Genomic DNA, 26,324 nt, shown 5'->3' on the forward strand with positions numbered 1-26,324 from the left:
CACCGGCAGCGCAAGCGACGGGCCAGCAGCCGTGGTGGGATGTTTGCAGGGAATGGGGCTGCATCCGTCAGGGCCGGCTACGGGGCCTTCTCGGACGAGCGGCCGCCAATTCGAGGAAGCGCATCGCCAGCCCGCGTGTCGCCGCCGCCGGGATGGCGTCGTTTCGCGCTCGCCGGCCGTGTCAGGGCAAGCCGCACAAGCCCGAACGGTGCGGCGCGCCGCTGCAATCGACACATGCGGTCCGTCCGATCGAACGCGGCTATCGCGTCGAACCCGTGACCGCCGGCCGGCGGTGGCCGAAAGGACATGCCGGCACGGGCGGCGTGCCTGGATCAAGCGGCGGTCGGGGATTGTGCGATCGGCGCCGCGCCATGGGGCGGTCGGATGGCCGGCTTCGCGCGCCCGGGGCCGCGGTCAGCGCCGTCGGCCGCCGGTGTGGGGTCGTCGTGGCGGCGGCTTGCCCCTGGGTTTGTCGCCGGGTTTGTCGCCGGCGCGGTGCAGGCGCCGGTCGGCCGCGCCGGCGATCTCGCCGTGCAGCTTGAGATAATGCGCCAGACGCGCGGCGTCGACCGTGCCCGCGGTCGCCGCTGCGCGCAGTGCACAGCCCGGGTCTTGCCGATGCCGGCAATCGCGAAAGCGACAGCGCCGGGCGAGCGCGTCCAGGTCGGCGAAGTGGGTCTCGGCGAGGTCTTCCTCGCCGGTCGGCTTGAGCTCGCGCATGCCGGGTGTGTCGATCAGGCAGGCGCCGGAGGGCAGGGCGATCAGGGCGCGGTGCGTCGTGGTGTGGCGCCCGCGCGCGTCCTTTTGTCGGACCGTCCCGGTCTGCATGCGCTCGTGCCCGACGAGTGTGTTGGTCAGCGTGGATTTGCCGGCCCCGGAACTGCCGACCAGGACCGCGGTTCGGCCCGCCGCCAGCCAGGGCGCCAGGACGGCTGCGCTTTCCGGCCGCCTGGCGTTGATGGCGAATACGGGCAGATCGCGCGCGGCGAGTTCGGTCGCCAGGGCCCGGGCCGCGGTCGCGGTCGGGCCGTCGCGCCCGCCTTCGGTATCGGCCTTGGTCAGCACGATCACCGGCCGCGCGCCGCCGTGCACCAACAGCAGATAGCGCTCGATCCGGCGCGGATTGAAGTCGCCGTCCAGTCCGCAGACGATGAACACCGTATCGATATTGGCGGCGATCACCTGCTGCGCATAACGTTCGCCGGCGACGGCGCGCTTGATCGCGCTGTGCCGCGGGAGCAATGCGACGGCGCTGGGCTTGCCACCGGCGTTTCCGTTGATCAGAAGCCAGTCGCCCACGGCCGGGCGCGCCTCGGGCCCCGTGACCGGCCGCTGCCACTCGGGCAGGGATTCGATGCGGAAGCCGTCGCCGCGGCCCTCGGACACGATGTAGCCGGAGCGATGCTGCTCCACAACGCGCGCCGGACGGGCGTCGGGATGGCCGGCGATCGTCGTTGCCCAGCTGCCGGCCGGCGGTGCGCCCTCGTGGGGCCAGCCGATGGCACGGAGCGCTGCGAAATCGGGGCTCAAGCGGCGAGGCGAATGGGGTTCATGGCGGCATTCTATCCCGCGGCCGACGATGCCCGGTCGAGAATAAAGATCGAACGATGATTCAGGCGGCCCGAACGCGTGTAGAGTCGTCGGCCTGATCCCAATGACGCGTCTTTCGGAGTACTCGCTGCATGCGTGTTTTCAATAATCCGGTCGGATCCGGGTCGCTCTGGTTCGATAACCTGGCCACCGCCGAGGGGACGCCGGTCGCCTACGATCCGCAGGCCCGGGCGTTCGTGCCCATGCCGCCGTTCTGCGCCAATCGCGAACGTATCGGCTGCAACTGGATCGCGCCCGAGCAGGGCGCCTTCTGCCGCTCCTGTGCGATGACCGCGCTGGCGCCGGATCCGTCCATCGAGAACGTGATGTCCGACTGGGCGGAGACCGAGGCGGCCAAGCGCTGGGTTCTGGACAACCTGGGGCGCTGGCACTGGTTCCGGCCCGAGGACCCGGGCACCCGGCCCGTGTTTCATATGCTGGGCGAATACGGCGACACGCCGGCGCCCATGGGGCACGCCGACGGAGTGGTCACCATCAGCGTGGCCGAGGCGGACCCGGTGGTGCGCACGAAACGCCGGCAGGCCCTGGGCGAGCCGTATCGCACCATGGTCGGTCACATGCGCCACGAGATCGCGCATATGCTCTGGTGGCGGCTGAGTCTTCGCAACGATTTTCTGGATGCCTTCCGCGACATGTTCGGCGACGAGCGCGAGGATTACGGGGCGGCGCTCAAGCGGCACTACGGCAACGGCCCGCCGGCGGACTGGAATCAGCGTTTCCTGACGACCTACGCCTCGGCCCATCCCCATGAGGACTGGGCCGAGACCACGGCGCACCTGCTGCACCTGACCGACCTCACCGACAGCTTCGCCGCGGCCGAGCTCTCATCGCCGGATCTGCCCAGCCCGGGCTGGGATCCGTACACCGAGACCGACTCGGAGCGCCTGATCTACGTCGCGGCCGCGGTCGCCGTGGGCATCAACCACGTGAATCGCTCGATGGGCCTGGCCGATCTCTATCCGTTCATGCTGGCGGAGTCGACCCATCGCAAGCTGGCCTTCGTGCACGACTGGCTGCGGCGGGGCGCCCAAGGGCTCTGACACGATCGAGTCCTGGCCGGGGTAGTCTCTTCGGCCGGGCCGGACCGGGGCCCGGTCGGGTCGGGCGGATGGCGCACGCGCACGCGTTGGCCGGTGGACGCCGATGTCGCGGCGATCACCGGATCCCGGCGCGTACGGCCAGCGTGCGTCAAAACTCCGGGTCGGGATGCATCCGCTAGCGAGCGTGGTTGATCATCGATCACTGCGGCCAGGATGATGCCTGGCGCTCGCGGCCCGAGCCGATCTCCGCGGGCAGGACCGGGGCGGGCGCATCTTTCGCGCCCGCCCCCTCGACGCCGCGGCCGTGGACGCCTCTATGCGGCGCCGGCCGCCTGCCGGTCCTGCAGCTTGAGCAGCGCGTACTCGTGCCGGATGCCCTTGAGCAGCGAATAGCACATGAGCAGCAGCACGAAGGTGAACGGCAGGCCGGTCGTGACCGAGGCCGCCTGCAGGGCCGACAGCGCGTCGGCGCCGCCGACCACCAGGAGGGCCGCGGCGATGAAGCCCTCGGCGGCGCACCAGAACACACGCTGGGCGGCCGGCGCCTCGGTCTTGCCGCCGGCGGTGATGGTATCGATCACCAGCGAGCCGGAGTCCGACGAGGTGATGAAGAACACCAGCACCAGCACGATCGCCAGGAACGAGGTGACGCTGGTCAGCGGCATGTTCTCGAGCATGCGGAACAGCGTGAGCGACGAATCCTGAATGCCGCCGGCCAGCGAGCCGACACCGCCCATCGCCTGATCGACCCCGGCACCGCCGAAGGCCGTCATCCAGATGCCGGTCACGACCATCGGCACGATCAGCACCGCGGTGAGGAATTCACGGACGGTTCGACCGCGTGAGACGCGGGCGATGAACATGCCCACGAACGGCGACCAGGAGATCCACCAGGCCCAGTAGAAGATGGTCCAGGAGTGGTAGAAGCTCTGGTCCTCGCGGCCGATCGGGTTGCTCAGCGGCAGCAGGTACTCGGCATAGCCGCCGAAAGTGGTCAGCAGGTTGCCCGCGAACGCGAACACCGAGCCGGCGATGATCACGAACAGCAGCAGCAGACCGGCCAGGCCCATGTTGATGTTGCTGAGCAGCTTCACGCCACCGTCGATGCCGCGCAGGACCGATACGAGTGCGACCGCGGTCACGCCGGCGATGATGCCGATTTCCAGCGGCAGGTTGGCGGGCACACCGAACAGGAATTCGATGCCGCCGGCGGCCTGCTGGGCGCCGAAGCCCAGCGACGTCGCCAGCCCGAAGATCGTGGCGAGCACGGCCATCGTGTCGATGACGTTGCCGAGCGTGCCCCAGACACGATCGCCGAACAGGGGATAGAAGGTCGAGCGGATCGACAGCGGCATATCCTTGTTGTAGGCGAAAAACGCCAGCGACAGCGCCACCACGCCGTAGATCGCCCACGGATGCAGCGCCCAGTGATACATCACCGCGCCCATGGCGGCGGTCTTGGAGGCCTGGTCGCCGCCGGCCACGTTCAAAGGCGTGCCGGCCCATTCGGTGAAGTACCCGACCGGCTCGGCCACGCTCCAGAACATCAGCCCGATGCCCATGCCGGCGGCGAACAGCATCGCGAACCACGACAGGAGCGAGAACTCGGGCTTGGCGTCCTGACCGCCCAGGCGAACGCGGCCGTAGGGCAGGCAGATCATCAGCAGGCAGAACAACACGAAGATGTTGCCCGAGAGCAGGAACAGCCAGTCGAAGCTGTTGATCACCCAGTCGCGGGTGCTGGACAGCCCGGACTTCGAGGCCTCGGGGAAGATCATCGAGCCGACGACGAAGACCACGATGAGCACCGCGCTCCAGATGAAGACCGGATTGTGGAGATCCAGTCCGAATGGATGGATGTTGTCCTCGCCGATCTCGTAGTCGAAATCGTAGCGTTGTTCGAGTTCGTCGACTCGCTGGTTCGTGTTCATCGAATGAAGCCCTCCCCTGGACAAATGGCCGCGGCCGACAGCGAACGGTGCGCGAGTGCGTGCACTCGGGATGCTGTAATCGCGGTTTCTGTCGGCTAGAGCCTAGGCAGCCGGGTACGTGGTGTCAAAACAGCCGACGGCCGGATCGGTCGACTCGGCCGGGGCCGAACGCCGGGCGGCCACCGACTGACGGCGCGCGATGGCCGGTAGCACTAGAGCCGGGATCGGCAGCATTCGCGCATATCGGCGCCTTCTCGAACCCGGCCGCCGGCTATTCTTCGGTTGCCGAATCAGGTGCTCGAGTGGTGAAGGAATGTGACTGTACGACGCACAGCCGGGTCAGGCCTGCCGCGTGCAGTTGCGCCCGGCGTGCTTGGCGCGATAGACGGCGCGGTCGGCCCGGTCGATCAGCCGATGGATACGGGCGGTATCGACATCATGAGTGGTGGCGATGCCGATGCTCAGGGTGACGCTCACCCGGTCGTCGTTGTCCAGAACGATCGACGTCCGCGCCAGATGGCGGCGTATACGCTCGGCCAGGTCATGGGCGGTCGCGGCGTCGGTGGCGGGCAGGAGGGCCGCGAATTCCTCGCCGCCGTAGCGACAGAGCTGGTCGCCGTGGCGCAGTCGGTTCGCGATCTCCGCGCTGACGTATTGCAGGATCTCGTCACCCGTCTGGTGGCCGTGGGCATCGTTGACCCGCTTGAAATGATCGATATCGATGAATAGCAGCGCCGTCGGACCGTCGCCGGAATGCGCGGGGGCCGCGGCCTGGAGCAGCGCGCGGCGGTTGGGCAGGCCGGTGAGCTCGTCGGTGCGGGCCAGCCGGTGCAGGGCGCGTTCCGCCCGGTCCAGCCGCTGGATGAGCGCCAGCAGGCCGGCGATCAGCGGCGGCATTATCGTGATCGAACAGGTCAGCGCGATGGTGTAGCCGAGCAGCCGGTGCTCGAGCCCCGCGAGGCGCATCGCCACGCCGGTGATCGTCAGTGCGAGGGCGATGTTGGCGAGGGTGAATACCGCGACTCCGCGCCAGACGCCGACGTGCCGCACGAAACGACGCAGCCGGCCGGCGGTGTCGGGAGGCGTAGTGGATGACTGTCGTTTCGCGGGGTTCATGGGCCTCGGCGTGGCTCGCGCTGTGTCGGGCGGTCGGCATGTCTTGCGGCCGCCGGGGTCTGGCCGCCGCTCGACGCGCACGCGGTACGGATGCGAATGCCGTCGGGCGCGTGCCGTCGCGGGAAGCGCTTGTCGGTGCCACATGTTATCGGCGTGCGTCGGCCCGGCATTAATGCCGGCTGGTCGAAGGACGAGATTCGGCGTGCGGAATACGCCACGGCGAATCCAGGCGTGGACCGGCAGGCCGAGACCTGCCGGCGCCGACCACGACGGGTTGGCCCGTGCGATGCCGGGCTCGGGCCGGGGTGCGGGCGCGGTGTCGGTGCCGTACTGCTTCTCGGAGCCTTGCTGACGCCCGTTTCACGTTGTGCAATGCTGCCCGTCGAACGAATGGCACACCGTCGGCGCAGCGATCCGCCGGCTCGAAGGAAGCGCATCACATGACCGATGAGACGGGCGAAACGCGCAAGGCCCTGTACGAGCGGGCCCAGGAGCGCGAGATCGCCGGCCGTTCCCGCATGAGCAAGCCGGAGCTGGCGGCGGCGCTGGAGCGCGAGTCCCACGAGGATGCGCGGCCGGTGGTCGCGAGTCGCGTCGATGCCTTCCGCCGGCTCGCCGAGGCGGTTGCGGCCGGGGAGTTCGTGCTGCGCCCGCGTGTGCTGACCGGCCACGACCGGCGTCTGCACGTGCGCCAGTGTCTGCGCGAGGACCACGAGACGCGCATCGCGGCATCGTCCGAGGAGGCCGAGGTCAAGTTCGACAAGCTGTCGGATTCGCTGTTCTCGTTCTTTCGCGGTACGGCGCTGCTGTTCTATCGCGACATGGCCGGCGACGATGCCTGGATGCCCACGGTGCTCACGCTCGGCGATGTGCACCCCGAGAATTTCGGCGTGATGCCCAACGTGAACAACGTGCCGATCTTTTCGGTCAACGATTTCGACGAGGCCTACTACGCGCCCTTCACCTGGGATATCAAGCGCGGCGCGGTCGGCTTCATGATCGCCGCCGAGACCGAAGGCGAACTCAAGCGCAAGCACCAGGTCAGGATCGTGCGGCATTTCGTGCGCGGCTACGTCGAAGCCATGCAGCGGCTGGCACGCGAGGGCACGGAGCAGGACGAGGAAATGCGCTACGACAACGCGCCGAAGCTCATCCGCAAGCTCATCGAGGACGCCGACGAGGAGCGCGCCGAGTGGCTGGCGGACGACTACCTCAACGAGACCGGCACCGGCTTTCAATCCAACGAGGAGCTGGTGCCGATCTCCTCGCGCCGGGACGAGTTCCAGAAGATCACCGACCGGCTGGTCAGCGAGAATGATATTGAGGTGCCGGCCCGAGCGGATCGCATGCGCGTCAAGGACGTGGCGATACGTCAGGGCCAGGGCACGGCGTCGCTCGGACTCAACCGCTACTACGTGCTCATCGAGGGTCCGCAGCGTGACGGCAGCGACGATCTGATCATCGAATACAAGCAGGCACGGCGCTCGGCGCTGTCGGGCCTGGTGCCGCCCTCGGCCTACGAGATGGACTCGCGGGCCGAGCGCATCAGCCACGCGCAGGCGGTGCAGCTGGTGCGCGGGGATGTCTTCTACGGCCATATCGAGTTCGACGGTCTGAGCTACATGTCGCGCGAGCGCGCCCCGTTTCGCGACGATATCGATCTGGACGATCTGTCCAAGGGCGAGTGGAAGGACTACGCCGGCATCTGCGGGCGTATGCTCGCGCGCGTGCACGCGCTGTCCGATGAGTCCGGCAATATCGATTACGACATCGAGCCGGCCATCGTGAACGCCATCGGGCCGCCGGAGGTGTTCGTCGAAGACATGGTGGAGTTCGCGGGCGAATCCGCGGAACGCGTGCGCCGCGACCATCGGCTGTTCCGTGCCGACCATGCGCTCGGCGCCTTCAAGCAGCTCGATATCGTGCACCGTTGACGTGGCGGGTCGCCCGGGCGGCGGCCCGGGCACGTCTCGCCGGCCGCATCTCTAGGGCCCGATCGGGCCGTATCGCGACGTCGCCGGGCGGCCGTTCGGGCGATCGTCGAGCACGCATGGCCGGCGCGCCGGGCGAGACCATCTGCGTTTACCCATACGTCAGGCGCGCCGCCGGCGCGCTGGCGAGATTCGTCGAGGACAATGCCCATGGATGAACAGACCCGCATCGAAGCCGAAGCGGCCGCGTTTCGCGACTTGATCAAGCACCTACAGCAGCGCACGGACGTGCAGAACATCGACCTGATGAACCTGGCCGGTTTCTGCCGCAACTGCCTCGCCAAGTGGTACCGCGCCGAGGCGGAACGCCGCGGCGTGACGATGGATTACGACGAGGCCCGCGAGCACGTCTACGGCATGCCCTACGACGAGTGGAAAACGCGCCACCAGGCCGAGGCCAGCCCCGAGCAGAAGCAGCGGTTCGAGGCCACGCAGTCGATGCACGCCGATACGCGCGGCGGCAATTAGCGCTCGCTGACACGTCGTGCGAACGCCGCGTTGGGCGATCGCATATCGTGTGAGGCAAGGCACGAGTCGCCGATCCGGCGCGCCACGATCGGGACGTGAAAGGCCGCAGACGTCGATGCTCATCGGTCCATACGGAGCCCGACCCGAAGGGCCAAGGCTCCGAGACATTCACGACGTGCGGCAATTCGGTGTGATCGCACGCGGTCGCGAAAGTCGCTGCGCGGCGTGCGTTACGTCTCGTCACGTCGCATGACGGTGTTCAGCGCGCTCGCATGACGATTGACCCGGCACTGGGCGACGTGCACCGCAGCCTCGGCGGCGCCCGACGGCGCCCGACGGCGCCTGATGGGCCGGGCATCCCGGGTGGGGGGTCGAAGACCGCTCGGCCGAGTGGACGCGGCGGCTGCCTGTCGTGACCGCTCCGGCTTTCGGGGCGGCTCGGCGGGAGCCTGCGACCGGGCCGATACGACTGTTCGGCCGCTTCGGCCACGGCTTGTCTTCGACCGGTTGGTTCGCTATAGCTCTTGCATCATTTCGCCACCGGTCGCCCCATGCGCACAATGGCTTTGAAATACCTGTCGATCACGCTTGTGCTGGCCGGACTCGCCGGCTGCTCCGACGCGCCCGAAGCGGCCGATGTGCAGCCGCTGGTGGAGGACTCGTTGCGCAGCGGCATCGTCCATGCGCGGTCGATGGCCGAGACGCTCGGCGGTGCCGACGGTGTCGCATTCATCGAGTCGCTCGGCGCGCCGGAGCCGGCGGACGTGCAGGTCGAACATGTCCAGATCCTGGACAGTCGCGAACTCGACCACGGCGACTACGATTTGGACGTGCGCTACGACGTGGTCGTCGGCGACGAGCGGGAGGTCGTCAGCCGGCGCCTTCGGCTCAACGAGACCGCCGATGGCTGGCGTCTGGTGCCGGCGCCATCCCGGTGATGCGTCGGTGCCACGGGGGGTGCCGATGAAACCCACGCCACGCGTGACGGTTCGTCCATGACCGGCCGCCGGCGCTGCGTCCGGCGTATCGGCCGTGTGGCTCGGGGCGAATGCGGCCGAGGCTCGTCGCGACGCCGTCCGAGTGCCGGGGTCTGAGCGGCATGTGGTATGCGCTGACCGCCGATGCGGTGCTTCTTATCCACCTGGCATTCATCCTGCTCGTGGCCTGCGGCGGCGTGCTGGCTCTGGCCTGGCCGCGACTGGCCTTCGTGCACGTGCCGGCCGCCTGCTGGGCGGCGTATGTGTCGTTTTCGGGGCGCCTCTGTCCGTTGACGCCGCTCGAGCAGGCGCTCAGGCGAGCGGCCGGGCAGGCGGGTTATAGCGGTGGTTTCATCGATCATTATCTGATGGCGCTGATCTACCCGGCCGGGCTGACACGATCAGCACAAATGTTCATCGGCGCGACCGTGATCGGTGTCAATGTCGTGCTCTATGCGTGGCTGGTCTACCGCGCCCGGCGCTCGTGCGACGGCAAGCGTTGACGCGATTCGCTTCGGGCCGGGCGCGACTGCGCGGTTTCGGGCGGGGGGATCGCTTGCGCCTATGACGGCTCCAGGTCGGCGCCGGCTGTTACGTATGCTACAGCGGTCATCGGTGCCCCTGACGTCACATGATGCGCGTGGGTACCGGCGCATGCCGGTTTCATCCCATCACGCCTACGGCGGTCGAACCGGGGTGACTCCACGACGGGATCGGGCCGAGGACGGTCATGATAAGTAATGCACAAGCCGCCGCGCGGTGCGGCGAATCGAGACGTTTTTCGGGGTGACGATGAATCGACTCGATGTCAGCGGCATACGCTGGGATCTGGTCATGGCGCTGGCGGCCGTGGTGGTATTGTGCTTCATCGGCCGTGACTGGCTCAACGGCCTGACGCTGGATGTGCTGCATTACTTCGAAGCACCCGCGCATGTGCCGACGGGCAAGCCGTAAGGCGAGTACCGACTCTTCGAGGTCGTCTCCCACTGGTTTCCGCTGGTGGCGATGATGCTCTTCGTGGACGTCTATCTGCATGGCACGTCCCGCCACCAGATATGGCTCGCGCTGGTGGCCGGCTTCTTCGCGCTGGCGATGTACGCCGCCGAGGTTAACTTCGTGATCGGGCGTCACCCGATGTGGATCGGTACGTTCTTCGGCGGCTGTCTGCTTCTGCTGCTGTGGCCGCGGCGGCAGTGGCTGCTGCTGGGGGTGCTCGCCGCCGCGGGCGTGGCGATGCAGGCCGGACACATCGGCGACTGGTGCTCCAACCATTGCAACGAGATCGGCGGACTGAGCGATGATGTCGCCTATAACTTCCGCATGGTCGAGGAAGAGCTCGAGATGCTGGGGGCGGCCCTGTATCTGCTGTTCGCGCTGATGTGCTGGGCGGCTGCCGGCCGGGCGCCCTCCGGCCGGCATCTGCTGGCACGCGCGGCGTGGCTCGTGCCGCCGATGCTGGTCGCCTACGGCAACAGTCTGCAGCACTATCAGCGCGATCCCGGCCATCTCGTGCTCAAGTTCGCACTGTTCACGGTGCTGGCCGGCGCCGCGGCGCTGCTCTGGCGGCTGCGCGGCGGCCGGCGCGAGCTGGATGCGCCACGTGCTGCCCTGTCCTTTGTATTTGCCTTCATATTCATCGTGATGCCCGCGATCTACGGTAACTACAGCGCCAAGATATGGACGGTCCATGTCTATATCTGGGTGCCGCTGCTCATCTGTCTGTATCGCTATCTGGTGCACCGCCCGCCGATGGTGTCGGCAGATACGCGTGCATGAAGCGTCGCTCGCGGCGCCTGTCGTGGACGCTGACCTGTCGCGAGGCGCCCGCCGGCCGGCGATGAAGCGTGCCGGCCTTGCCATGGTCGCTGGCGCCGGCGCGGCGCGCGCTCTGGCAACGTCTGCCCTGAGCGTATCGAATCGCGCCCGCGGCCTGCCCCGATGCCGCGGGAAGCGTTTATCCTGTGCGCTTTTACGCGGACCGGGCGCAGCGCGGGCAGACCGCGAACCGGGAATTACACGATGAAGGCGAAGACCATCTATCACGGGCTGCGAAGACGCGCCCAGGCCACCCATACCGTGCCTCGCTTCGAGGGGCGGGAATCCCGGCATCACGAGAGCGTACCCCTATGGCGACTGCTCGCCGAGGCTTCGGCGCACGCGCTCAAGGCGCGCCGGCGTCTCACCGATGTCGAGACGTTCGTTCAGTTCGCGGGGTTTCCGCGCTCCGGTCATTCGTTGATCGGCTCGATTCTGGATGCGCATCCGCAGGCCCGGGTCTCCCACGAACTGGACGCCATGGGGCTGCTGCTCCAGGGCGTGCCCTTGGCCGCGATCTTTTCGCTGATTGACCGCAGGGCGCTCGAATTCACGCGTCACGGTCGCTGCTGGAACGGATTCTCCTATCTCGTGCCGGGCGGCGCGCACACGCGCGTCGATCCGCTGCGGGTGCTGGGCGACAAGAAGGGCGATCAGGCGGTGCGCCGCGTGGCCCAGGACCCGGGATTGCTGGAGCGGCTGAACCGGCGGCCGCGGCCCGCGAAGAAATGGATTCTGGTGCTGCGCAATCCGTTCGACAACATCGCCACCATGTCGCTGCGCAAGGGCCGGGCCTACGATGAACTGCGCACGTCGGTGGCGGCCGAGGATTTCGACGCGGCGCTGCGCGCCTATCAGGCCGATGGCCGCATTGCCGATGTCGCGCTGGATTCCCAGATCGAGGACTACGCCGCGCTGTGCCGGACGGTCGCCGACATCAAGCACCGGACGGCGCCGGCCCACTGGTTCGAGTTGAGCCACGAGGCCCTCACGGCCGATCCCGAAGCCACCATCCGTTCGATGCTCGCCTTCCTCGATCTGCCGGTCGATGAAGCCTACGTTCGGGCCTGCAGTGGTCTGGTCCAGCGGACGCCGAACCGCAGCCGCGATCGGCTCGACTGGCCCCAGGACCGGCAGGCGCGCGTGGCGGCACTGACGCGCGAATTCTCGTTTCTCAATCGCTATGATGAGACATGAGCGCGGTCGATGATCGATCCATCCATCTCGTCAGCTGTATCGGGGTCGATACGGAATTCGCGCATCTGCCGCATTTCCTCGATCACTATCTTGCGCTCGGCGTCCGGCGCGAGAACGTCCATCTGATACTCAATACCGACGATGCGGATTCACCGAACCTGGCGCGGGCTCGCGCGCTGCTCGAGAGCCGGCATCTGCCTGCCCCCGATGTCTGGATCGGGCCCTACACCAGTGACGCCATGTGGGCGCGACGGCGCGACCTGCAGACAGAACGCGTGCCCGCCGACGCTTGGGTGGTCAGCGCCGACGTGGACGAGTTCCACGAATATCCCGCGCCACTGGGCGAGATCATCGCGCACTGCGAGGCACTCGGCGTCAACTGCGTGCAGGGCGTGTTCATCGATCGCATCGCCGCCGACGGTCGCCTGGTCGACGTCGACCCGGACCAGCCGATCGGGCAGACGTTCGCCCTGCAGGGCGATGTGCAGTGCTCGGTCGGCCGGACCGGGCGGCATCACGACTGGTTCGGCACGATCAAGGTCATGCTGCTGAAGGCCGAGCTTCTGCCGAGCCGGGGTGGGCATCATCCGCAGAACGGCGACGTACCCGTGCGTTATCTGTTCGACCGGCATCTGGCGCGCTTTCCCGCGATCGGCCGCGCGCGCTTCAGGTTCTTCATCCCGTTCCGGGTGCATCACTTCAAATGGACCGCGTCGATGGCGCAGACGCTGCGCCGCCGGCTCGCGACGCCGGGCGTCAGCGCCGCGGGCGCCGAGTACGGCCGCAAGCTGGTCGACTACGTGGAGGCCGAGGGCGGCATCCGCCTGGCCGACATTCCGCTGCGCTCGCGCCACCGGGTCGATCCGCTCGGCTGGCGTCGGCGCGTGCGGATGCTCCGCCTGATGGCGTCCGCGCTGGCGCGGGGCGACGACGCGCGCTATATCGCTCGACGAATCCGACAGAGATTGTCCACATGACCGACTGGCAGTTGCAGCAACTTACCCACGGCACCGACGAAGGGCGTTTCCATACGCACAGCTATTACGATATCAACGTCTTCGATTCGACCAGCCGCTATGTCGCCGCGCACTGCGTGACGTTTGCCGAACGCCAGCCCACGGCCGACGATTCGGTCGAGGTCGGGGTCATCGATCTGGACGACGACGCCCGCTGGATCCCAGTGGGCACGAGCTATGCGTGGAGCTGGCAGCAGGGGCCGATGGCGCAGTGGGTGCCCGGTCGAACGACGCTCATCTGGAACGACCGCGACGACGATACCTTCGTCACCCGCGTGCACGACCTGGCGAGCGGCACCACGCGCACGCTGGGCCGCCCCAGCTACGCCGTCGACCCGAACGGGCGCTTCACGCTGTCTCTGAACATGGCGCGGCTCCAGGCGGTGCGCCCCGGCTACGGCTACGCCGGCGGTCGCGGCGCGCGGCTGTCCCAGCGCGCGCCCCGCGGCGACGGCGTCTGGCGCCAGTCGCTGGACGACGGCGGCGATACGCTCGTGCTGTCGGTCCGGCGCGCCGTGCGCTTTCTCATGTCGCGGATCGGCTGGCGCGCCTATCTGCGCCACACCCGGTCGCGCTATCGCTACTGGTTCAACCACGTCAAGCTCTCGCCCGACGGCCGCCGTTTCACCGTGAAGCTGCGCTTTCGCACCCGCGGCGGCGGCTGGAACGACCGCATGGGCGTCAGTCTGACCTGCAACGTCGACGGCAGCGATCTGCGTCTGCTCGCGAGCGCGACCTCGCACGTGATCTGGCTCGACAACCGTTCGCTGTATTTCTGGCAGCGCGACGGTTTCTATCTGTACGCGGACGAAGCGCCCGAAGGCCGGCGCATTCGTCAGATCGCGCCCGAAGCGCTGGGTGCCAACGCGCACGTGCGCTATTTCCCGGGGTCGACGCGGCGGTTCGTCTTCGATACGCCCTACGCCGAGGAGATCGATCTCTGCGTCTACGACGAGACGGACGCGAGCGCCCGCCGCATCGCGCGCTTCGGCAACCATCGCCCGAGCCGCGGTCCGTTCCGCTGCGACCTGCACCCCTGTCCGAGCCCGGACGGCCGCAGAATCGTGGTGACGTCGCTCGATGACGGTGGACGCCAGCTGTATCTGCTGCACGGTTCGGATTGAGAACGACTCGCGGCGAGCGGATCGGGCGACCGGGGCGCGTGCCCGGCGTCTGCCGCGGCATCTGCGCCCCCGGATTGCCGCGGCTTCGCCCGTCGTTTGGCGGTGCGGGCTTGAATCACGGCGGGTCGACCGTGATCCATCGATTCCGGCTGGGTGGAGTCCGCGTGGTGGGCCCACTGGCCGCGGCCGAGCGAACTGACTCTTGAAAGGAATGGCATGAGCGAAAGGCGTCCGACGGTCGCGGTGGTCATGGCGACCTACAATCGCGCCCACTTCATCGGTGCGGCACTGGACAGTCTGCTGGGCCAGACCCGGGTGCCGGACGAGATCCACGTGATCGACGACGGCTCGACCGACGATACGGCGGCGACCGTCGCCGCCTACGGCGATCGCGTCAATCTGGCCCGGCAGCCGAACCAGGGGCGTCCGGCCGCGTTCAATCGCGTCATCCCGGAGATTCGGACCGATTACATCTGGCTGTTCGACGATGACGATCTCGCGCTGCCCGACGCGCTGGCACGGCATCTGGATTTCCTCGGCAGGAATCCGCAGTACGACTTCAGCTACAGCCCGCACTATTTCTTCGAGCACACGCTGACGACCGACGGCGCGCAGGCCAATCCCGTGATGGAATGGCCGGCCGACCCGCCCGAGTCCTTCCTGCTGTGGCTGATGGAGTCGCATTTCGTGCCCGCCCAGCTGCAGGGCATGCTGATCCCGACCCGTTGTTTTCGACAGGTGGGATCGTTCGACGAAACCCTGCTGAGATCCCAGGATCACGATTTTCTGCTACGACTGGCACGCCACTGCCGGGCGGGGCGCATCGATGCGCCGACCTGGGCATTCCGCCAGCACTGCGGTCAGCGGGGCGCCGGCGGCGCGGCCCACGACGAAGCCAGCCGATATCATGTCTGGCGGCAGTATCAGCAAACGATCTATCGGCGTGTCCGGGCCACGCTCGATCTCGCCGAGTACCTGCCGCCGTCGCAGCGCGCTGACGTAGGCGGTCCGGCCGAGGCGTCGCCGCTGCCTGGCGAGCGACGACTCGCCCTACTGCGGCGCGGTGCGATCATGTCGATTCACGGCCTGCCCGAGGCCGCGGTCGAGGATTTCCGGCTCTACGGTGCGGTCCATGACCCGGCCGACGCCCGTATCACTGAGGAAGAGCGGACGCATATCTCCAGACTCGGCAACGTGGATAACCGCGAAACCCGACCGCCGCTGGCGTATTTCCGGACTCTCGGCGGTCTGGCCCATGCGCGCCGGGGCGCGTTGTCGGCGCTGCTGCGCGGGGCCTACTGGAGCGTGCGTCGGGAATGGCGGGCCGGCCGTTACGGGGATGTCGTGGTTCTCGCGCCGACGCTGATGAGCCTGTGTCTCGGCTACGGCGTCGGCTGGATCTGTCGGCCCTCGACTCCAGGCGGCTGAGTCCGGCGAGTCGCGGCGTGTTCCGGTGGCGGACGCCGCTGCGAATCCGATGCTCGAGGGTGGCGAGGGGCGCACTGCGACCGGTATCCGGTCGCGCCGGGCCTTTTGTCGCCCACGCGATGATTCCGTCCGGCGTCTCCGGCGGCGGTGGCTCGCGCCGCGATTCAGTCGTCCGTGCCGGATGCGGCGTCCCCGGCGGCACGGCGGCTGAGCACCGCGCGTACCCGGATCTCGATATCGCGCGATACCCATTCGCCCTCCGGATCGGAGGCCATGCCCAGATCGGCCTCGGCCCGGTCCAGCGCGAGTCGGCCGGTGACGGTCGCGGTGTTGTCGTCCAGGCTCAGTGTCAGGGGCGGGATGTCGATGGCGTTGCCCTTGATCGTCAGCACGCCGTCGACCGCGTAACGATCGGCCTCGAGCGGTCGGATCGCGCGGCTCTCGAAGGTGGCGACCGGGTGATTGGCGACGTCGAACCATTCCTTCTCGTGCAGGGTGCGATCGTGCATGGCCACGCCGTCGGTCGCCGAGGCGGTCTCGATGGTGGCGTTGATCGACGACTCCGGCACGGCGTCACTGTCGATGCGGACATCGACGCCCCAGCGCTCGAAGCGGCCGTTGAAGGCACTGCCGCCCTGCTCGCCGGCGAACCGGATCGCGCTTGCCGACCGCAGGAGCCGCCATTCGCCGGGGGCACCGCCGCTGTCGGCGGTATCGGCACCCTCGCTGATGTCGCTGTCGCGCGGCGCGTCGGCCTGACGCGTCGTATCCGGGCGCAGCAGCGCCGCGCCGACGCCCACCAGCAGGATCAGGCCGATGCCGGAGGCGAGTGCGACGCGCCAGCCGGGCCGCGGCAGCATGTGGGTGAGCACGGCATCGCGGTCGATCCACTGGTGCTTGAGCGCGGCGCCGACGTGCAGTGCGGCCAGCGCCGCCGTGCTCCAGGCCAGCCACGTGTGCAGGTCGACGGTGGTCGCGGCCCAGGTCTCGCGAAACGCGCGTGTTTGTTCGTTGAGCCCGAACAGATGCGGGACCTCGAACAGCCCGAACCAGAGCGTGGGCACCTGCAGGGGCGTGTCGCCGCGCCACTGGGCGGAGACATACAGCCAGCCGGTCAGCGGCAGCGCGATCATCAGCACATAGAACAGTGCGTGCGTCGCCCGCGCGGCCGCGCGTTCCCAGAGCGGCATGGCCGCGGGCAGCGCCGGTGGCGGATGCCCCAGCCGCCACGCGAGCCGGAGCAGGCTGAGAATCAGCACCGTCAGCCCGATGGATTTATGCAGCTGGAACGCCTCCACCGCAAGGGCGCGGGTCGCGGATGCCTCCACGGCCCGGCGCATCCACCAGCCGAGCGCGATGTTGCCGAGGATTGCGGCCGCGATCAGCCAGTGCAGGACGATGGCGACGGCGGTATAGCGTTCGGCCCGTTGCATGCTCATGCGTTACTGTCGGCCGACCGGCCCGATCCGCGCAAGCCATGCCGCGTTTGTGCTTGCGGCGATCGAAGCGGCTGCCCGGCCGGTGGCGATGATCGCCGCTGTCGGCGGGGCTCGCCGTCGCGGCCGGCGCTCGCATCGGGGCATCCGGCCCCAATGTGGGTGGTCGCGACGGGGCGGTCCCAAACGCTTCGGGAGATGACGATGAAAAAGCTCAAGAACGAGAAGGCGTTGACCAAGAAGGCGTTGGCGCTGGGCATGGACTACGGCGAGCGCCGCGGCGCGGTCGAGTTCGAGGCCACCGACTCCGCGGCCGACCGGCTCGAGTACATCTATCGGCTGCTGGTGCACGACGGCATCATCCAGCCGCTGCCGGAGGATCAGGTCTCGCAGAAATCGATCCAGCACAAGCTGGCGATCTGGGCCTCCAAACAGCCGGACCCGGCAGGCTGACTCGGCATCTCGGTCGCGGCGGGTTCCGCTTCTGCCTTCGACCGCGCGACGCAGCGGCTTCAGCCCGCCGGAGCGGCCAGGGCGCCGAGCACGAGCCAGGTCGTGTAGCCCACGAAGATCGCCAGCAGCACGCCGCCCTCCAGGCGGCTGAGACGCGCACGCGGCGCGCGCCAGCGCATCGCGAAGAGCAGCAGCAGGACCGTCATCGCCATCATCACCGGCCAGTCCCGTTGCACGACGAGCGGCTCGATGTCGATCGGCGCGATCAGCCCGGCGACACCGACCACGCCCAGCGTGTTGAACAGATTGGAGCCGAGTACGTTGCCCAGCACGAGGTCATGGGCGTTGCGGCGCAGCGCGCTGATGGACGAGGCCAGTTCGGGTAGCGACGTGCCCACCGCCACGACGGTCAGGCCGATGACGAGATCGCTCACGCCGAGCGTGGTCGCGATGGTCACTGCGCCCCAGACCAGCAGGCGCGAACTCGCTACGAGCAGGATCAGACCCACGATCAGCCACGCCACCGCGCCCCGCAGGCCGAGCGTCGGCGGCTCGGTTTCGACGCCGGCCGTGGCGGGCCCGCTCACGTGCTCGGTCGGCCGCCGCGCCTGGCGGACGCACAGGCCGAGATAGCCGATCAGCGGCACCAGCAGGAGAGCGGCGTCGAGCCGCCCGATGGTGCCGTCGAGCAGCAACAGCAGCGATCCCAGCGTGACCGCGGCCAGCAGGGCGAGCTCGCGGCGAACGACGCCGCTGGCCACGATTATCGGCGACAGCAGGAGCGTGAGGCCCAGGATCAGCCCGATGTTGGCGATGTTCGAGCCGTAGGCGTTGCCGATCGCCAGCCCCGGTTGGCCCGACCACGCGGCCAGTCCCGACACCACGAATTCCGGCGCCGAGGTCCCGATGCCGACGATCACGGTGCCGATGATCAGCCCGGGCAGTCGGAAGTGGTGGGCGGTGGCCACCGCGCCGTCGACGAAGCGCTCCGCGCTCCAGATGAGCACCGCCAGGCCGGCGATCAGGGCGAGCCCGGCCATCAGCATGACGGGAACCGATGGGGGCGACGATTCATGGATTCAGTCCCGGATGACGTTCGGTGTCGGCACTCTAGCAGCCGCCGCGCGAACCATCATCGACTCCGCCGGCGGCCCTCGTGCCCGGTGGTCACCGCGGGCGGATTAGCAGGTTCTGGTGGGCGACCCCGATCCGGCCGTGGCTGTCGTAAAGCGTCGAACTGTTCAGACCGATGCCGTCGGCGCCGGTGATGGTTTCGCTGTCGAGGCCGATCCATTCCCCCTCCGGCGCCCGGTGAAGGTAGACGGTGAGATCGGTGTTGGCGAAGAGGAAATCGTCGGCCGGGAGTACCCAGCTGATGCCGTTGCCGAAGTCGGCGGCGGCAACTGCGCGCACGGTCGCCGTGTTCTCAATACCGGCGAGCAGCGGCATGCGCAGGCGAAACCAGGCCGCGGCCGGCCCGGCCGCTCGCGTGCTGCCCCGTGCAACCCGGATCTCCATGGCTTCGTGGTGAAAGGATTCGCCCGCCGGCATGCCCGGTGTCTCGAAGCCGGCACGGCATTGCGCGGGCGCCGGCGTGAGCCGGCGATCGGGCGTGGCCGGCACCTCGACCGCGGTGCGCCGGATCATGAGGGCGACCGCACGGCCGATGACGAGGCCCTCGTGCTCGATCTCCAGGCGCAGGCGTCGGGCCGTGCGTGCCCGCCCGCTGTCGATGCGCACCGTCAGCGGCGCGATCGGCACCGGCCGCGTGAGCTCGAAGGTCAGCCGGGCGAGGGCGAACGCCGGACCGGTCGCCTCTTCGGCCAGATGGGCGAGGAGGGCGGCCGGCGCGCCGCCGTGCTGGGCGCGTTCATCCCAGGGGCCGCGCGCCAGGCCGCTGGGCTGGAATAGGGCACCGTCGCGCTCGTAGACGGCGGTCGGACGGGGCGATGTCATGAGGGCTGGCGTCGGCGAATGGGCAGGGACAGGCTGTCACGGTTTTCGGCCGCACACGAAGCACGGCGTCAGCCTTGGGCCTGTCAACACTTCCTGCGAACGCCGCGTCGGAGACCGCACATCGTGTTCTGCAAGGCGCGAGTCGCGGGTCGTGGCGCGCCACGATCAAGACTGGCAACGCCGCAGAATGCCCATGGTTGTTTCATGGGCGGCCCAACCCGTCGGGACAAGCGCCCCACGAAACGACCAGGGTGCGGCAATCCAGCGTTGTCGCGCGCTGGCGCAGAATGATTGCGCGGCACGCGCTACGCCGCGACTTGCCGCCAATGGTCGATTTTCAGGACGCGCTTGGCGCGGGCTCGTATGAAGTGTTGGCAGCCCTAGCCGACACCCGTGGCCACGGCGGCGGAGAAGATCGTCGGCGAGCTCGGCAGCATATCGCCGAGCGCGGCGGGTGCCCAGTGGGGCAGCGACAGGGCCAGCAGCGCCAGAATCAGGGCGGCGGCCATGCTGGCCCGGCTGGCGGTATAGCAGGAGAGCGCCTCGGCCACCGGGCCGCTGCAGGTGTGTCGGCGCGCCGTGCGACGACTGCTGCGGTGTTCCAGTGCTGCGGCGCACAGCTCGATCGCGGCGATGCTCAGGAAAAACATCGCGGCGGTGATCGACCAGTGCGCTCCCAGCCTGGCGAGCAGCCGTCGTCCGGTCTCCGGCCACGGCCCGCTGAACCACGGTGGCAGCGTCGCGGCCTGGGCCGGTGCGGTGAGCACGAGACCGGCGACCAGCATGCCTCCGAGCAGGAGTACGCCGCTGAACAGGCCGGTCGCCAGGCGCTGGCCGTGGCGTCGACGCTGTCGGCGAATCAAGGCGGCGAGACGGCTGCGCAGGCCGTCGACGCGTGCCGGCGATGCATGCGCTTCGGGCCACGGCATGAGCCCGTCGCGCGCGACTCGCGCGCCGGTGATGCCCCGGCCCGTGGCGCTGGCGTTCACGTCTGCCAGAATTCGCCGCGGATGCACGAACCGGCGCCGGCGTTCCATTCGGTCGAGCATCGTCTCGATGCGTTCGATCTCGACGCGTGCGGTCGCCGTGGCGATCTCGTCCACGAGTTCAGCGCCGGTCAGGAGCGTATCGTCGGCCTCGTTGCTCACGAGACGCATGCGCCGGTCATCGAAAGTGACGTCGATGATGTGGATGTGCTCCGGGCGGTATGTCGACTCCAGTCGCCAGCGCCCCGGTTGCAGCAGTTCGATCGCCGTGAACACGAAGCGATCGCCGTCGCTCAGTTCGCGCTCCACGGCGGGGCCGACGAGAGTCTCGTGATCGCCGCAGTAGATGTCCTGCGTGCGTTCGGCGCAGGCCAGCACGGCCTGCAGGCGGGCGCCGCGGCTGTAACGGCCGGTGCCACGGCAGACCGCGCAGCGGTCGGTGCCGGTATCGGCCGTGTTCGGATCGCTCGTGGTGCCGGCGCAGTCCGGGCAGGCGACCGTGCTCATCACCGTGTGGCCGATGCGGGCGGTGAGGGCCGCCCATGGCAGGTGGCCGTGCTCTGCGATGGTGGCGCGATGGTCGGTCAGTGCCGCGTCCAGCGCCATGCCGACGCGGCGTCGATGGAGCTCGATGCGGGCCGGCAACTGCGCCTCGGGCACGATCTCCAGCCGGGGCAGCGCGGGATCGGGATCGCCCGCACAACACAGCGCCTCGCGGGTGACCCGGACTACGCCGATATCGTGTCGATGCACGGCCACCGGCACGGGGTCGACCGCGTGGATCGTCAGATCGGCGCGCAGCATTGGGTCCACGCCGCGTGCGCGCAGCCGGGAGACGAATGCGTTGTGCGCGACATCGGTCATCGTCGTCATCCTGTCGGGCGGCCGGTTCCGCGCGGCGCGCCGCCGTCGCAGTAGTGGCCGGGCGATCCGGTGCCGGGTCGGCGCGCGTTTCGTCGGGGGCTATTGCGGTTGTGCACCCTTGATCGCCGTTGCTCCGTCGCGCCGTCGCGCCGTCGCGCGGCGTCGTTTCGCTACGGTGCCGTCGGTCTTCCGGAAAGCGGATCGCGAATCCGTGTTCGGGCATTCCCAGCAAGAAGCGGGCCGATGCGACAAAGGCCCGTATTCGCGGCGTGGGTGGGGCTGAGAAGTGACAGGGGTGTCATGTTTATCGACACCGGAACGGCCCGGGTCGATCGCGAGATCATGGTGAAACCGACGCTCAGCCCTCGGCGTTGATCGGTGGGCGCCCCGTTCGGGTGTCGTTCGGGCCGACACCACGCGGATGCGGGCGACCGCCATGGGCGAGTGCATGTCCGGAACGCGTCGGGGAGCGCCGTGCCGGACGGGCGTGCTCGTATCGGCGTGGTCGATGGCGCGCACGGCCGGCTTTCGCCGGCCGCCCGTCGCGGCAGGGGACGCGCTTCAGGCGTGGGGCTGTATTGGCCGCAGCTCGCCGCTCGTCGCCGATGTGCAGTCGTATGCCGGCCGCCCGGCGCGTGATTCGGCGCTCGACCGGCTGTGCGACCGGCCGAGCCGCCTCGCGCGTGGGCGGCTGTCATGGCGACAGGAGCGGACTGTAGCCGCTGCCGGCCGCGCGTCGGGGCAGCGTCCGGCGATGTGGTCAAGCCCCGGCATTCGTGCCGAGGGGAGCCGAGGGTCGCGGCCCCCCGTTGTTCCGCCGGCCTGTCCGTTACGGCGCCCCTGTCACGCGTGTCGAGACGTCGGCCGATTCCGGCGCGGCTCGCCGATCGGTCGCGGCATCCGCCGCCGCGGCATGCAGACGCTAGTCGCTCGAATCGATGCCGCTGTCGTCGATTCGCTCCCGCGAACCGTCGGGGTAGACGAGATACGTCTCGCCGCCGGAGGCAGCGGGGCCGACCGTGCCCTTGCCTTCGCGATCGGCGGTCATGCCGGCTTCGAACTGATTGAAGTTGATGCCCTCGGCCGGCGCGTTGGTCGACGGGTTCTCGATGTTCTCCCGAGTGTCCAGCGAGTCGTAGATCTCGGCCACGCGCGGATTGGCCTCGGCCTCGGCGCGGGTCAGCGTGCCGTCGTCGTCGCTGTCCAGCCGCTCGAACAGCGTCTGCAGCGAGATGGTGTCGCCGGCGGCGTCCGCCTCCGTTTCGGCGGCGTGAACCGACGCGGCGGCGCCAGCCGCGAGCGCGCCGGCGGCGATGAGCGGTGCGAGTCGATACATGGCAATCTCCCGGACTTTGTTGCGTGGCGTTGGCGCCGCGGTTCGGATGGGGCGCCGACGCCTCGACAACATCGCCGATTCGGCGTTTCGGTGCAATGCAGGCCGGCCGCAGGTACTTCAATGTGGCCGGCGTGCGGGTCGATCGCACGGCGGGGCCGTGCGCCACCACGCCCCAAGCTGTCGCCACGCGGAAGCCGCGGGCCGCATTGTTCACTCGGAGCGCATGCTATGTTGCGGACAGAGTCCGATTCACCGAGCCGCCATGAAGACGCCCCTGCTGTCAGTGCACGCCTTGATTTTTCTCGCCTGCGCCCTCGCGATGTCGGCCGCGGCCGCCGAGCCGGCGCTCGACACGCGGGCCGGCCCGGTCCAGCTGCATCCGGTCGAGCATGCGAGCTTCGTCATGGAGTGGAACGATCGCACGATCTACGTCGATCCGGTCGGGCCGGTCTCGGCCTACGCCGAGCACGGCGCCGCGGACGTGCTGTTGCTCACTCATCCGCACGGCGATCATCTGGACACCGAGACGCTGGCCGGACTCGATCTGGATGGGGCGACCGTCATCATGCCGCAGTCGGTGGCCGACGAGATCGACGGCGACTTCGGTGCCGACCAGCGGATCATGGCCAACGGCGATACGCTCTCCGTGGCCGGCATGGAGGTCCGGGCGATGCCGGCCTACAACCTGCCGCCCTCGGAGGACGCCTATCATCCGAAGGGCTGGGGCAACGGCTACGTGCTGACGCTCGCCGACAAGCGCGTCTACATTTCCGGCGACACCGAGGGCATCCCGGCGATGCGCGCCCTCGAGGATATCGATCTCGCCTTCGTCTGCATGAATCTGCCCTACACCATGGATGTGGACCAGGCGGCCGATGCGGTGGCCGATTTCGAGCCGGCCATCGTCTATCCGTATCACTACCGCGGTCAGGACGTGGCCGACTTCAAGCGCCAGGTCAACGAGCGGACCGACGCCGTCGAGGTGCGCCTCGGCGACTGGTATCCGGAATAGGGGCAGCGCCGGGCCGTTCGGGCCGCTCGTAGAGGCGCGGCCCGGCCGCGTCCATCCCGGCGCGCTCGCCCGCGGGGCGGCGGATGGCCGCCCCGCGGGCAACGACGGCGAGGCTACTTGCGGCGGAAATCGACCTGTTCGATCCGCGTCTGCACGCTCTGGCCGCACTCCCAGCAGTTGGCGTGCGGGTCCACGTTCGGGGTGGGGATATCGGCACGGTGCGCCCGGCATTCGGGCGTCGAAACGCCCAGACGCTGATCGCGGGCCTCGACCCGGTCGGGATCCACCTGGCCGTCCTCTGTGAAGGCCATCATCAGCTGCGGTACGCCGTAGGGAAAATCGTCGCGATCGATCTGCCAGGTGTGGAAGGTCTTGCCGTAGGTCGTGATCAGGTCCTCGAAATAGGCGTGTTCGGCCATTTTGGGGATCCCGGGTGCGACCAGCTGCCCGGATTTGATCTCGTAGTGATGGCTGTGCCAGAGCCGCTTCTCCTCGGCCGGCAGGCGCTGGTAGCGCTCGGCGCTGATGATGTATTCGATGCCGATCAGACGCGCGTCCGCGCGATTGGAGTCGAATATCACGCACTGGTGCAGATCCGGCTCGAGGTGGATGCAGAAATGCGTGGCCTCGACCTGCCGACCCATGTCGTCGGCGTACATGTGGAAGCCGTTGAGATAGGTGTTCATCGACTCCAGCGGGATCTTGCGTTGCAGTGCGCCGGAAGCGCTGTCGAGCAGGCGGTGCTTGAGCGGATGCCCGCGCCCGGGCACACCGTTGCCGCTGGCGCGGCGGCCGAGCATCAGGCCGGCCGCGGCGGCCACGCCGGTGGCCAGGCCGAGACCGAGGGCGGCCAGGCCCGAGTCGGGCTGGGACCGGCGGGCGATCGGTTTGCTGCGTCGTGACATGGGACCTCCATTGGCGTCGGAACGCGCGTGCGACGGGAACGCCGCATCAAGTCGCAGTGTGGGTCGCCCGCGCGGGGCTGTCTCTCAGGAAAACTCCCGAGACCGGCTCAGCACATCACGTCGCAGCAGAAGACGCGGTGGGGCGTGTCCGGGCTGCAGACCGAGAGCGTGACGCAGAGTGCGGTGCCCGTGCTCGAGCGGTAGGGCCGCGAGATTTGCACGCGACGCGGCTCGTTGACGGCGCTGCGGAAATAGCCGCGGCGGAACCAGGTGCCGCCGCTGGTATCGGCCACGGGGTCGAAACGCCGGGCGCGCGCGTCCCGGTCCTCGACGCCGCGGTAGTGCCCGATCTCCTCGCCCCATTCGTTGAGCAGATAAACGCGTGCCGTACGCGGCAGCGCCAGCAGCGAAGCGACGGCGTCGTCGAAACCGGTGCCCTGCTCGATGGCTTCGGCGACGGCCCGAAAGACGTCCAGATGGGGCGCCAGCGACTGACGGCTCGCCTGCTGCTCCTGGCTGGCGGTCTCGGCGAAGTTTTGGGTCAGCGCGGCCAGTGCCGCCGTTGCCTCGGCCGTTTCCTCGGCGTTGATTGCGCCGGTGGGATAACCGAAGTGAAAGCCCTGGACGAAATCGATATCGGCGTCGAGCGCGATCAGGCCCTGATCGTGGGTTTCGACCCCTTCGGCCAGCACGAAGCTGCCGGCCTCGTGCATGAGCGCGACCAGGTTCGGCAGTATGCGTCGCAGCCGGTCGCTGTGGTGGGCCTCGGCCTGGGCCATCAGGGAACCGTCGAGCTTGATGATGTCCGGGGCCAGCCGCCATACCCGATCGAAATTCGAGTGCCCGGTGCCGAAATCGTCGAGCGCGACCAGCGCGCCGAGAGAGCGGAAATAATCCACCGCCTCCAGCAGCAGGCCCTCGTCGCGGATGCGGCCTTCGAGTATCTCGATGACCAGCCGATGGGGGCCCAGCGAGGCCTGTTCGAGGATGCCCGCGAGCAGGCCGTCGTCGAAGCCACGGCTCGTGATGGTCTGCGCGTCGACGTTGAGAAACAGCCAGCGTGCCGGCGGCGCGATCGCGGCGAAATTGCGCACATGGAGGCGCTGGCAGGCGGCATCGAGGGCCCGCAGCTCGCCGTGATCGGACGCCCAGCCGAACAGTCCGGCCGGGCTCACCGGGATCTTTGCGCCCAGCTGCGGCCGCACGAGGGCTTCGAAGCCTACCGCGCGGCGATGGCTGAGACTGAAGATCGTCTGGAAGACGCTGTGTAGGCGATAGGCGCCGAAGGTCGCCGTGTGCGGTGCGACACGCTGCCGGCTGACATCGGACGAGCTCATCGGCCGGCCATGATGCCGTCTGCCCGCATCGTTCTCACCGGCGCAAGGCGCTCCGCTGTCGGTAGCGGGGCGCGCTGGCCGGATCGGTGGATGCAGTCATATGTCGGCATGGCGCGCCTCCACTGGTACTCGGAACCCCGTGCAATCGCTATCGGCGGGGCGGGCCCGAACTGAAAGCCATATTCAGCTTCGACGCATGCCGATGCAAGCATCGCGATCATTCGCAGCCAAGTCGTGCCGGGCGTTTGCGGCAACGTGGCGGCTGCGATGGCCGCTACGAACGCGGATACCGGGGCCTATGACCGATGCGGGCCGCGACGCCGGA

Annotated in this window: 23 protein-coding genes; 13 read left to right on the forward strand and 10 right to left on the reverse strand. The window is 68.6% G+C overall.

All coding sequences use genetic code 11. The features are described from left to right. Positions 1-414: 414 nt before the first annotated feature. The gene (gene rsgA / locus SAOR_RS04845) at positions 415-1,530 is read right to left on the reverse strand and encodes a ribosome small subunit-dependent GTPase A (protein ID WP_221179877.1); all 1,116 of its coding nucleotides are present in this window, start codon (positions 1,528-1,530) and stop codon (positions 415-417) included. Positions 1,531-1,682: 152 nt separating this feature from the next. Here rsgA and SAOR_RS04850 point away from each other — a divergent pair, with 152 nt between their 5' ends. Beyond that, a complete protein-coding gene (locus SAOR_RS04850) occupies positions 1,683-2,651 on the forward strand; it encodes a zinc-binding metallopeptidase family protein (RefSeq protein ID WP_123630449.1) in 969 nt (322 codons plus the stop codon). A 314-nt stretch (positions 2,652-2,965) separates the two neighbouring features. On the opposite strand, the gene SAOR_RS04855 is transcribed toward SAOR_RS04850, so the two are convergent. Further along, the gene (locus tag SAOR_RS04855) at positions 2,966-4,582 is read right to left on the reverse strand and encodes a BCCT family transporter (protein ID WP_123630450.1); all 1,617 of its coding nucleotides are present in this window, start codon (positions 4,580-4,582) and stop codon (positions 2,966-2,968) included. 339 nt (positions 4,583-4,921) lie between these two features. After that, positions 4,922-5,632, reverse strand: a complete 711-nt coding sequence (locus SAOR_RS04860; protein ID WP_185015556.1) for a GGDEF domain-containing protein — start codon at positions 5,630-5,632, stop codon at positions 4,922-4,924. Positions 5,633-6,138: 506 nt separating this feature from the next. Here SAOR_RS04860 and SAOR_RS04865 point away from each other — a divergent pair. The 10 genes from SAOR_RS04865 (at position 6,139) to SAOR_RS04905 (ending at position 15,714) form a co-directional block, all read left to right on the forward strand. After that, entirely contained in the window at positions 6,139-7,632 is a 1,494-nt protein-coding gene (locus tag SAOR_RS04865; protein ID WP_123630452.1) for a DUF2252 domain-containing protein, read from the forward strand. Between the two features lie 207 nt (positions 7,633-7,839). After that, the gene (locus SAOR_RS04870; protein ID WP_123591174.1) at positions 7,840-8,157 is read left to right on the forward strand and encodes a DUF1244 domain-containing protein; all 318 of its coding nucleotides are present in this window, start codon (positions 7,840-7,842) and stop codon (positions 8,155-8,157) included. 551 nt (positions 8,158-8,708) lie between these two features. Beyond that, on the forward strand, positions 8,709-9,095 hold the full coding sequence (locus tag SAOR_RS04875; protein ID WP_123630453.1) for a hypothetical protein: 387 nt from the start codon (positions 8,709-8,711) through the stop codon (positions 9,093-9,095). A gap of 161 nt (positions 9,096-9,256) precedes the next feature. Continuing rightward, positions 9,257-9,637, forward strand: a complete 381-nt coding sequence (locus tag SAOR_RS04880; RefSeq protein WP_123591172.1) for a DUF2784 domain-containing protein — start codon at positions 9,257-9,259, stop codon at positions 9,635-9,637. 289 nt (positions 9,638-9,926) lie between these two features. Beyond that, positions 9,927-10,088, forward strand: a complete 162-nt coding sequence (locus SAOR_RS16765; protein WP_185015557.1) for a hypothetical protein — start codon at positions 9,927-9,929, stop codon at positions 10,086-10,088. Positions 10,089-10,133: 45 nt separating this feature from the next. Then, positions 10,134-10,910, forward strand: a complete 777-nt coding sequence (locus tag SAOR_RS04885; RefSeq protein WP_123630454.1) for a hypothetical protein — start codon at positions 10,134-10,136, stop codon at positions 10,908-10,910. A 243-nt stretch (positions 10,911-11,153) separates the two neighbouring features. Then, positions 11,154-12,146 carry a sulfotransferase gene (locus SAOR_RS04890; RefSeq protein WP_185015558.1) on the forward strand — a complete coding sequence of 331 codons (993 nt, stop codon included), beginning with the start codon at positions 11,154-11,156 and terminating at the stop codon, positions 12,144-12,146. After that, positions 12,143-13,123: a glycosyltransferase family protein gene (locus SAOR_RS04895; protein WP_123630456.1), complete on the forward strand. Its 981-nt coding sequence runs from the start codon at positions 12,143-12,145 to the stop codon at positions 13,121-13,123. Before SAOR_RS04890 ends, SAOR_RS04895 begins: the two co-directional genes overlap by 4 nt. Further along, positions 13,120-14,286: a TolB-like translocation protein gene (locus tag SAOR_RS04900; protein ID WP_123630457.1), complete on the forward strand. Its 1,167-nt coding sequence runs from the start codon at positions 13,120-13,122 to the stop codon at positions 14,284-14,286. Before SAOR_RS04895 ends, SAOR_RS04900 begins: the two co-directional genes overlap by 4 nt. Before the next feature lie 216 nt (positions 14,287-14,502). Beyond that, positions 14,503-15,714 (forward strand): glycosyltransferase family 2 protein, encoded by a 1,212-nt coding sequence (locus SAOR_RS04905; RefSeq protein ID WP_123630458.1) that lies wholly within the window; start codon positions 14,503-14,505, stop codon positions 15,712-15,714. A 164-nt stretch (positions 15,715-15,878) separates the two neighbouring features. Here SAOR_RS04905 and SAOR_RS04910 read toward each other — a convergent pair whose 3' ends face one another. Then, positions 15,879-17,153 carry a cytochrome b/b6 domain-containing protein gene (locus SAOR_RS04910; protein WP_123630459.1) on the reverse strand — a complete coding sequence of 425 codons (1,275 nt, stop codon included), beginning with the start codon at positions 17,151-17,153 and terminating at the stop codon, positions 15,879-15,881. A gap of 201 nt (positions 17,154-17,354) precedes the next feature. Between SAOR_RS04910 and SAOR_RS04915 the strand changes: the two genes are divergently transcribed. Then, positions 17,355-17,603 (forward strand): DUF5062 family protein, encoded by a 249-nt coding sequence (locus SAOR_RS04915; RefSeq protein WP_123630460.1) that lies wholly within the window; start codon positions 17,355-17,357, stop codon positions 17,601-17,603. 59 nt (positions 17,604-17,662) lie between these two features. Here SAOR_RS04915 and SAOR_RS04920 read toward each other — a convergent pair whose 3' ends face one another. The 4 genes from SAOR_RS04920 to SAOR_RS04935 form a co-directional block, all read right to left on the reverse strand. Next, entirely contained in the window at positions 17,663-18,649 is a 987-nt protein-coding gene (locus SAOR_RS04920; protein ID WP_123630461.1) for a calcium/sodium antiporter, read from the reverse strand. 121 nt (positions 18,650-18,770) lie between these two features. Then, positions 18,771-19,559: an acyl-CoA thioesterase domain-containing protein gene (locus tag SAOR_RS04925; RefSeq protein ID WP_123630462.1), complete on the reverse strand. Its 789-nt coding sequence runs from the start codon at positions 19,557-19,559 to the stop codon at positions 18,771-18,773. A gap of 380 nt (positions 19,560-19,939) precedes the next feature. Beyond that, positions 19,940-21,409 carry a hypothetical protein gene (locus tag SAOR_RS04930; RefSeq protein WP_123630463.1) on the reverse strand — a complete coding sequence of 490 codons (1,470 nt, stop codon included), beginning with the start codon at positions 21,407-21,409 and terminating at the stop codon, positions 19,940-19,942. Between the two features lie 922 nt (positions 21,410-22,331). Further along, positions 22,332-22,745 carry a hypothetical protein gene (locus SAOR_RS04935; protein ID WP_123630464.1) on the reverse strand — a complete coding sequence of 138 codons (414 nt, stop codon included), beginning with the start codon at positions 22,743-22,745 and terminating at the stop codon, positions 22,332-22,334. 262 nt (positions 22,746-23,007) lie between these two features. On the opposite strand from SAOR_RS04935, the gene SAOR_RS04940 reads away from it, so the two are divergent. Further along, the gene (locus SAOR_RS04940) at positions 23,008-23,757 is read left to right on the forward strand and encodes an MBL fold metallo-hydrolase (RefSeq protein ID WP_123630465.1); all 750 of its coding nucleotides are present in this window, start codon (positions 23,008-23,010) and stop codon (positions 23,755-23,757) included. 113 nt (positions 23,758-23,870) lie between these two features. Here SAOR_RS04940 and SAOR_RS04945 read toward each other — a convergent pair whose 3' ends face one another. Continuing rightward, positions 23,871-24,662 (reverse strand): OBAP family protein, encoded by a 792-nt coding sequence (locus SAOR_RS04945; protein ID WP_123591159.1) that lies wholly within the window; start codon positions 24,660-24,662, stop codon positions 23,871-23,873. Positions 24,663-24,769: 107 nt separating this feature from the next. After that, complete coding sequence (locus tag SAOR_RS04950; protein WP_123630466.1) at positions 24,770-25,999, reverse strand: EAL domain-containing protein; 1,230 nt, start codon at positions 25,997-25,999, stop codon at positions 24,770-24,772. Between the last annotated feature and the right edge of the window lie 325 nt (positions 26,000-26,324).

It is taken from the genome of Salinisphaera orenii subsp. orenii MK-B5, from assembly GCF_003788635.1.
GTDB lineage: Bacteria > Pseudomonadota > Gammaproteobacteria > Nevskiales > Salinisphaeraceae > Salinisphaera > Salinisphaera orenii.

Bases quoted from the DNA above. Each gene is read 5' to 3' on its own strand.
- SAOR_RS16765 (WP_185015557.1), top strand. From the start codon at position 9,927: ATGAATCGACTCGATGTCAGCGGCATACGCTGGGATCTGGTCATGGCG.
- SAOR_RS04920 (WP_123630461.1), bottom strand. From the start codon at position 18,649: ATGCTGATGGCCGGGCTCGCCCTGATCGCCGGCCTGGCGGTGCTCATC.
- SAOR_RS04875 (WP_123630453.1), top strand. From the start codon at position 8,709: ATGCGCACAATGGCTTTGAAATACCTGTCGATCACGCTTGTGCTGGCC.
- SAOR_RS04925 (WP_123630462.1), bottom strand. From the start codon at position 19,559: ATGACATCGCCCCGTCCGACCGCCGTCTACGAGCGCGACGGTGCCCTA.
- SAOR_RS04895 (WP_123630456.1), top strand. From the start codon at position 12,143: ATGAGCGCGGTCGATGATCGATCCATCCATCTCGTCAGCTGTATCGGG.
- SAOR_RS04910 (WP_123630459.1), bottom strand. From the start codon at position 17,153: ATGAGCATGCAACGGGCCGAACGCTATACCGCCGTCGCCATCGTCCTG.
- SAOR_RS04870 (WP_123591174.1), top strand. From the start codon at position 7,840: ATGGATGAACAGACCCGCATCGAAGCCGAAGCGGCCGCGTTTCGCGAC.
- SAOR_RS04890 (WP_185015558.1), top strand. From the start codon at position 11,154: ATGAAGGCGAAGACCATCTATCACGGGCTGCGAAGACGCGCCCAGGCC.
- SAOR_RS04945 (WP_123591159.1), bottom strand. From the start codon at position 24,662: ATGTCACGACGCAGCAAACCGATCGCCCGCCGGTCCCAGCCCGACTCG.
- SAOR_RS04915 (WP_123630460.1), top strand. From the start codon at position 17,355: ATGAAAAAGCTCAAGAACGAGAAGGCGTTGACCAAGAAGGCGTTGGCG.
- SAOR_RS04865 (WP_123630452.1), top strand. From the start codon at position 6,139: ATGACCGATGAGACGGGCGAAACGCGCAAGGCCCTGTACGAGCGGGCC.
- SAOR_RS04935 (WP_123630464.1), bottom strand. From the start codon at position 22,745: ATGTATCGACTCGCACCGCTCATCGCCGCCGGCGCGCTCGCGGCTGGC.
- SAOR_RS04900 (WP_123630457.1), top strand. From the start codon at position 13,120: ATGACCGACTGGCAGTTGCAGCAACTTACCCACGGCACCGACGAAGGG.
- SAOR_RS04850 (WP_123630449.1), top strand. From the start codon at position 1,683: ATGCGTGTTTTCAATAATCCGGTCGGATCCGGGTCGCTCTGGTTCGAT.
- SAOR_RS04950 (WP_123630466.1), bottom strand. From the start codon at position 25,999: ATGAGCTCGTCCGATGTCAGCCGGCAGCGTGTCGCACCGCACACGGCG.
- SAOR_RS04855 (WP_123630450.1), bottom strand. From the start codon at position 4,582: ATGAACACGAACCAGCGAGTCGACGAACTCGAACAACGCTACGATTTC.
- SAOR_RS04940 (WP_123630465.1), top strand. From the start codon at position 23,008: ATGAAGACGCCCCTGCTGTCAGTGCACGCCTTGATTTTTCTCGCCTGC.
- SAOR_RS04880 (WP_123591172.1), top strand. From the start codon at position 9,257: ATGTGGTATGCGCTGACCGCCGATGCGGTGCTTCTTATCCACCTGGCA.
- SAOR_RS04930 (WP_123630463.1), bottom strand. From the start codon at position 21,409: ATGACCGATGTCGCGCACAACGCATTCGTCTCCCGGCTGCGCGCACGC.
- SAOR_RS04905 (WP_123630458.1), top strand. From the start codon at position 14,503: ATGAGCGAAAGGCGTCCGACGGTCGCGGTGGTCATGGCGACCTACAAT.